This window comes from Moorena sp. SIO3B2 (assembly GCF_010692525.1).
Taxonomy (GTDB): domain Bacteria; phylum Cyanobacteriota; class Cyanobacteriia; order Cyanobacteriales; family Coleofasciculaceae; genus Moorena; species Moorena producens.
This window is the reverse complement of sequence record NZ_JAAHHE010000004.1, coordinates 60,627-67,135: the sequence shown is the minus strand read 5'-3', so window position 1 is coordinate 67,135 and position 6,509 is coordinate 60,627. Positions and strand designations below refer to the sequence as shown.

Here is a 6,509-nt window from a genome sequence, read left to right as displayed (position 1 = left end):
TACCGGATGGGTCACCAGCAGGTAGCGTAGAGGCAGCAGAGGTTATGGTTGGAGACAGATTCTGCAAAAAGTAATAATCGGAGGAACTTTCCTCAAATAAAGATGCAGGTTGGGAAGAAGCCGGTGTTTTCCCCTGGATATCAGGAGAGGATTGTTGGCCCACTGCACCAGCTTGTTCAGGGTTTAGCACCGTTTTAGCTTTTGGTTCAACCTCCGATCCTAGCTGTTCAGGGTTCTGCAATGCTGTACTGGTAGATCCTGCTGCTCCCATCTGGTCTGAGCCAGATTGAGGAGAAACTGGAAGAGCAGGTTCGGTTGAGAAAATGCCTGCCATGCCTTGCTCAAACAGATGCTGTAATTCGGCTGAGTCGGGTAGGAACTCGCTGAGGCTGAGATCCCCCATTCCTGTCATGCCATTGCCACTGCTTGGAGATTGACTGGGTACTTGACGCCCTGGCCGATTGGCTTCGGTAGCAGCGGTGCTGGGTGCAGTTGTGCTTTTGGTTGCTGCCTCACTGGTTTGAGTCGCAGACAAGTTGGGGGTTTGTGCTGAGGAGATCTCAGGCATTAAGGCAGAGCCAGAGGTACCCCCCTGAGGCACTGGCGTTGATGGGGCAGATGTGGGTGTTTTTCCCTGGAGATCAGAAGATGGCTGACTAGTTCCAGCCATCTGGTCTGGGGTTGACCCCCTCGACAGCTGCTGTTGAGCTTCAGCTCCCAATAGGTCTAGGCTCTCCAGACCAGACATAAGTTGTTGAGCCTCAGACATGATTGGGTCTATTATTTGGCCTAGACCCTGTAGGCTGGACAGCTGCTGTTGGGCATCAGACAGCAATTGCTCTGGACTTTGCCCACTAGTGGTCTGCTGGGGTTGAGCCTCCGGTTGCTTGGGACTCTGGCTGCTGGATTGGGATTGAGCAGCCGCTACCGGTTGACTTAAACCCTGTCCAGTCAACATCTTTGGCATCATGCCAGCCATTGCCTCTGGTGAGGTTAGCGGTTCGGGTAGCTGGGCAAAGAGCTGATTCAATATTTGATCTAACATTTGGGGATCGGATAGATCCCCTCCGAAAGAACTTTCAAGGGGTTGACTGTTCTGAGGCGATGGGGAAAGATTTAAACCTTGTTGTTCAGTCATAATTATGGTATGTCGTAATATCTACGTTCTCCAGAACGCCCAGGGCGTCGGGCACTAGGCAGGCTACGGAAAAATAGATGGTAACCAGGTAAGTGGCAATCGCCTGGTCACTGATCCCCATTAAGCGCACGGACACGCCCGGCACTTGTTCTCCAGGCACGCCAGTTTTTTGTAGACCCACGACCCCTTGGGCAGCTTCGCCAACTCGCATCAGCAGAATATTGGTTTTGCCCTCTTTTACCTTCAACTTATTACTGGGAACTACCGGAACCCCTCGCCAGGTGATATAGGGTGAACCAAATAGTTGAACGGTTGCAGGCGGAACACCCCGGAGCGTACATTCTCGACCAAAGGCAGCGATCGCTTGGGGGTGAGCTAAGAAAAATGCTGGCTGTTTCCAGACCTTGGCCAATAGTTCATCAAAGTCATCCGGTGTGGGTGGCCCAGTACGAGTGGAGATGCGCATAGATGGATCTGCGGCATGGAGTAAGCCATAGGCTTTGTCGGGATCACCATCACCATCATGGTTGATAATGTCGTTTTCCTTACGTTCCATCAATCCTTCAATGGTGAGGCGCAACTGCTCTCGCACCTGATCTGTGGCATTGCTGTAGAGATCACCGACTCGGGTATGAACCTTTAAGATCGTCTGGGTAATACTCAAAGGATACTCCCGAGGTTCATCGTCGTAGTCAACAAAGGTTTGGGTGAGGCTGGCTTCGCCTTCGTGGCCACTTAATATTTCAATGTTCTTTTCCCCATCGTCGTTGGTGGCCATCTCTTGTGTAACTCTGACATCTCGGCGGTTCACCCGGTAAGTACCACCTGAAACCTCAACCCAAGGTAGAAGCTTGAGGAGTAAACGTGGAGTCTTCCCCCGCATTTGGGGCGCTGTTTTAGTCGTCGTCGCTAAATTACGCGCTGTTTGAGTACTTAAGCTTTGTTGCGGTTGGTCTGGTGTATAAACCATCTCTTAAATCCAAGCAGTACATTATTTTAATTCACCTGGATTAATATACTATTCTCCTGACGCGGACAGCAATTTAGAGTAAACAAATCTTGTATCTTGTTAGGTAATCGGTAAGATTTCTTAATTAACCATGGCTTATTGTGCTTGTTGACAAGGGATTTTCCATATATAGTTTTTATTGAATTACAAAAACACTATATATGGAAATATTGCACAACTACAAAAAACTTAATAACGGCAGTGATAACAATCAATTTCAGTACTTAAATAGTCAAATCTTATCACTTTTCCCTGTTCCCCGTTCCCTGTTCCCTAGTTTGACAGGTAAATTTTTAACTTGGTGCAATATCTAAGTATACTCAGCTCTTGCACCTGATCAGACAAAAATAAAAACCTAGTTAATTTAACCAAGGCATAAGTATATCTAACCAGGGCTATTTCATTGCGGAAAATGCGCTCTTTGTTTATCTATTCGAAACTGGCACCATCTTTGTGCCTAAGCTATATTTTAAAAGTAATCAGAAGGATAGAGATTTAGAGCAAAGTTACGATCAACGACAAAGATTTGAGGTAACTGATGCATCCAAATACGTGAAGCATTTCACCAACAAGCAGCATTTTAGACCTTGCTTGTCAGTCAATATAATATAAGGCATCGTGCCGGTTTTGTGTGAAAGACTTTGTGCAAAATTTATCCCACACTCACACTTGGCCGTAGGCCATGGGTGGTCGATCACCCTTGCAGATTTGGGGCTTCTTTTCCTGGAAGCTAAAAGCTGATCAGGTCATCGAGAATCCTAAGTAAGTTGATTTGACTATAACCCATCAGCCCTCTTAGGGAGTGAGGAAAGTGCGATGTTGAGTTTGCGATCGCATCAGGGAAACGATCACAAACCCATAGCTAATCAATAAGCATCCTGTAATTCGTAGAAGTCCGGTGATATGTAATCCTTCCGCAAAGGCCAACCCACCCAATCTTCTGGCATCAAAATCCGCTTCAGGTTAGGGTGTCCTTCAAAAACTATACCGAACATATCGTAGGTTTCCCGCTCCTGCCAATCAGCAGCTTTCCAAATCCAGTACACCGAGGGAACCTTAGGATTATCTCGCGGTAGGAATACTTTTACACGCACTTCCTCAGGCTGATCAGTATTATCACTCACTTTAATCAAGTGGTAAAAGCTCACCAAGTCTGCCCCAGGACCAAAATCATAGCCTCCTTGACATTGGAGGTAGTTAAACCCATAGGCGTACAGAGCAGTAGCAATGGGAAGCCAGACATCTGGTTGAACTTTGAGTACCTCAACGCCTAGGTGATCCAGCTCCATGAACTCATGGTCAAAACCGTTTTCCTTGAGCCATCCGGAGACTTTTCCCGCTTCAACTATCTCAGAGGATTGTGTGGTTTGCTCTACTGGTTTTGACTCTTCAGCCACGCTTTACCTCCTGCTTTTGATAGGATTTGAGTGCTGGTGGTACTGCTATTCCCATCTCCTCGGTCAACTGTTTGGGTGCAGTATAGCGCTCCTCTGATTGCAGGTACTTACCCGTCAAAATCTCTGGTACCACTTTCATGTTGTGAGTGGTGCTGTAGTAACGGTGGGTTTGCTTGAGCTGACCACGCTCCTGAATCGACTCGTTAGCCACCTTTTTGCGAAGCTTGACAATAGCATCCATGATTGCTTCTGGACGAGGGGGGCATCCAGGTATATAGACATCCACTGGAATCAATTTATCCACACCACGGACTGCTGTTGGAGAATCAACGCTAAACATGCCGCCAGTGATAGTACAAGCTCCCATGGCAATCACGTACTTCGGCTCTGGCATCTGCTCATACAGACGAACCAGTGCTGGTCCCATTTTCATAGTTATGGTACCCGCTGTGATAATTAAATCCGCTTGCCTGGGGCTAGAACGAGGAACCAAACCAAAACGGTCAAAGTCAAACCGCGACCCAATCATTGCTGCAAATTCAATGAAGCAGCAAGCCGTACCATACAACATCGGCCAGAGGCTGGAAAGCCGCGCCCAGTTGTAAAGGTCGTCTACTGTAGTCAAAATTACATTTTCCGATAGGTCTTGAGTGACTTGGGTTCGCTCAATCGGGTTAAGAATTTTGTTTGTTTGCTGCTGTTCTATAGCAGCACTATCCTTTGTAAGATTAGATTTCATGACCATTCCAAGGCTCCTTTGCGCCAAGCATAAACCAGAGCAAGCACAAGAATTGCAATAAAAATTAGGGCTTCCACAAATGCCAGTAATCCCAGGCGATTGAAGGCGACAGCCCAGGGATAGAGGAATACAGTTTCAACATCGAAAATCACGAACACCAGGGCGAACATATAGTAACGAATGTTGAACTGAATCCAAGCACCCCCCACTGGTTCCATACCAGATTCATAGGTGGTGCGTCGCTCTGGCTCCCGATGGCTAGGTCGCAAAAGCTTGGAAGCCGACAGGGCTAGTAGGGGCACTAAGCTGCAAGCTAGTATGAAGCCTAAGAGATACTCGTAACCGCTAAGAACAAACACAATTGGTCAGTGCCAGGTAAAAACTGGCGTTAGTACTTCTTTACAAACTTTATTATAGGTGCTCTGCCCTTTTGAACGGTCCTCAGGGATCAGTGGTTGGTTCTCAAAAGCCAATGACTACCATAGACTTCAAGGTTGTTCGTAGTTGAGGGTAATCGCTTTGCCTAGAAGACCCTACCATTTCAAGGGTTGATCAAAAATCCGGTCAGGCATTGGGGAGAAACTCCTGAGCTTAAATCAAAAGTTAAGAAAATCTGACCCTTAGTGTGTGATAATATTTTTTAACATAGTTATTAAGATTTGCTGCTTAAGCTTACAGAGCAATGACTGAACGAGCCCCAGAGCAAACCCTAGCTGAACAAGCACCCAGCAGCTATGAATGCCGTGCTTGTGGCTATGTTTACGATCCGACTAAGGGAGATAGCAATCGCAATGTTCCAGGAGGGACATTATATAAGGATTTGCCAGATGATTGGCGCTGTCCAGTGTGCAGCGCTCCGAAAATTCAGTTTATTAATATTGGTGCTGTTAATGCCCCGTCTGGATTTCAGGAGAATCTTACCTATGGCTTAGGTGTTAACCGCATGACACCAGCACAAAAAAACCTTTTAATTTTTAGCGCTTTAGGATTAGGCTTTTTATTTTTTCTGAGCCTTTACGGTTTGAACTGAAATCAGGGCAGTTGGCAAGTTTATTGAACGTGAGCAACTGCTGGCATCACCAAAGCTTAGATCTAGAAGCCATCGCCCTTGCTGGGTTCTGAAAACCTACGGAGAAAGCTGCCATACTCAAAAAGTTCTGGAAATAATGAGATATTTGATGAAAACGCTGAAACAAATTTTAATATTACTGGCGGTGGCATTAATTTGTGTCAGCTGCAAATCTCCTTCATCCATAAGCTACAATCCTTGGGCGGTTATTTCCTTACCTACAGAAGCGACCATGCAAGACCTTGGCTTTACGGGGGATCTTAGTCATGGATGGATTGTGGGTAGCTATGCCACAATTTTTGAGACTAAGGATGGGGGTAATACATGGCAACAGAAAGGCTTGGATCTCGGAGATGAAAATTATCGCTTCTCCTCTGTAAGCTTTGCTGGTGATGAGGGGTGGATTGTTGGTCAACCTTCGATCATGCTCCATACTACTGATGGGGGGGAATCTTGGTCTCGCATTCTCTTAAGTGAAAAGTTACCAGGTTCACCCAACAGAGTGCTCGCTCTCGGACCCAACTCAGCAGAGATGACCACTGATGTTGGCGCAATTTATCAGACTAAGGATGCTGGGAAAACCTGGAAAGCACAGGTAGCACAGGCGGTCGGAGTCACCCGTAATATTTCCCGCTCTGAAGATGGTAAATACGTGGCTGTGTCTGCTAGAGGTAACTTTTACTCCACTTGGGATCCAGGTCAGAGTGCTTGGTTACAGCATAATCGTTACAGTTCCAAGCGTCTTCAGAATATGGGGTTTACCCCCGATGGTCGTCTGTGGATTCTTGCCCGGGGTGGTCAGGTACAATTTAGCAGTGCTGAAGACCTAGAAGATTGGCAAGAACCGATGTATCCGGAAGTTTCCAACAGCTTGGGATTACTTGACTTAGCCTATCGCACACCCAATGAAATTTGGTTAGCAGGTGGCAGTGGTAATTTGCTTTGTAGCTTTGATGGTGGAAAAACTTGGCAAAAAGACCGGGATCTTAAGGATGTTCCCTCCAATTTTTACAAAATCGTCTTTGTAACACCAGAACAGGGGTTTGTAATTGGTCAGAAAGGGATTTTACTCAAGTATGAGCCGCATACCCAGGAAGCTTAGGGCTTTGAAATCCCTATGATCGATGCCAGTCAGTTTCGTTTTATGTTTCAACATT

General features: G+C 46.5%; 7 protein-coding genes. 2 read left to right on the top strand and 5 right to left on the bottom strand.

All coding sequences use genetic code 11. The annotated features are described in order from the left end of the window. The 5 genes from F6K38_RS02075 to ndhC form a co-directional block, all read right to left on the bottom strand. Positions 1-1,138, bottom strand: a 1,138-nt coding sequence (locus F6K38_RS02075) for a hypothetical protein (protein ID WP_287355972.1), incomplete at its 3' end; no start/stop codon positions are given. Beyond that, positions 1,131-2,108, bottom strand: a complete 978-nt coding sequence (locus tag F6K38_RS02070) for a family 2A encapsulin nanocompartment shell protein (RefSeq protein ID WP_008180793.1) — start codon at positions 2,106-2,108, stop codon at positions 1,131-1,133. The genes F6K38_RS02075 and F6K38_RS02070, both read right to left, overlap by 8 nt. 905 nt (positions 2,109-3,013) lie before the next feature. After that, complete coding sequence (locus F6K38_RS02065; RefSeq protein ID WP_008180794.1) at positions 3,014-3,544, bottom strand: NAD(P)H-quinone oxidoreductase subunit J; 531 nt, start codon at positions 3,542-3,544, stop codon at positions 3,014-3,016. Further along, positions 3,537-4,283, bottom strand: a complete 747-nt coding sequence (gene ndhK, locus F6K38_RS02060; protein WP_008180795.1) for a photosynthetic/respiratory NAD(P)H-quinone oxidoreductase subunit K — start codon at positions 4,281-4,283, stop codon at positions 3,537-3,539. The genes F6K38_RS02065 and ndhK overlap by 8 nt, the downstream gene beginning before the upstream one ends. After that, the gene (ndhC, locus tag F6K38_RS02055; protein WP_008180796.1) at positions 4,280-4,642 is read right to left on the bottom strand and encodes a photosynthetic/respiratory NAD(P)H-quinone oxidoreductase subunit C; all 363 of its coding nucleotides are present in this window, start codon (positions 4,640-4,642) and stop codon (positions 4,280-4,282) included. Before ndhC ends, ndhK begins: the two co-directional genes overlap by 4 nt. 323 nt (positions 4,643-4,965) lie before the next feature. Here ndhC and F6K38_RS02050 point away from each other — a divergent pair, with 323 nt between their 5' ends. Both F6K38_RS02050 and F6K38_RS02045 read left to right on the top strand, forming a co-directional pair. After that, positions 4,966-5,313 carry a rubredoxin gene (locus F6K38_RS02050; RefSeq protein ID WP_008180797.1) on the top strand — a complete coding sequence of 116 codons (348 nt, stop codon included), beginning with the start codon at positions 4,966-4,968 and terminating at the stop codon, positions 5,311-5,313. Positions 5,314-5,449: 136 nt separating this feature from the next. Further along, positions 5,450-6,454: a photosynthesis system II assembly factor Ycf48 gene (locus tag F6K38_RS02045; protein WP_044492399.1), complete on the top strand. Its 1,005-nt coding sequence runs from the start codon at positions 5,450-5,452 to the stop codon at positions 6,452-6,454. Positions 6,455-6,509: the final 55 nt, after the last annotated feature.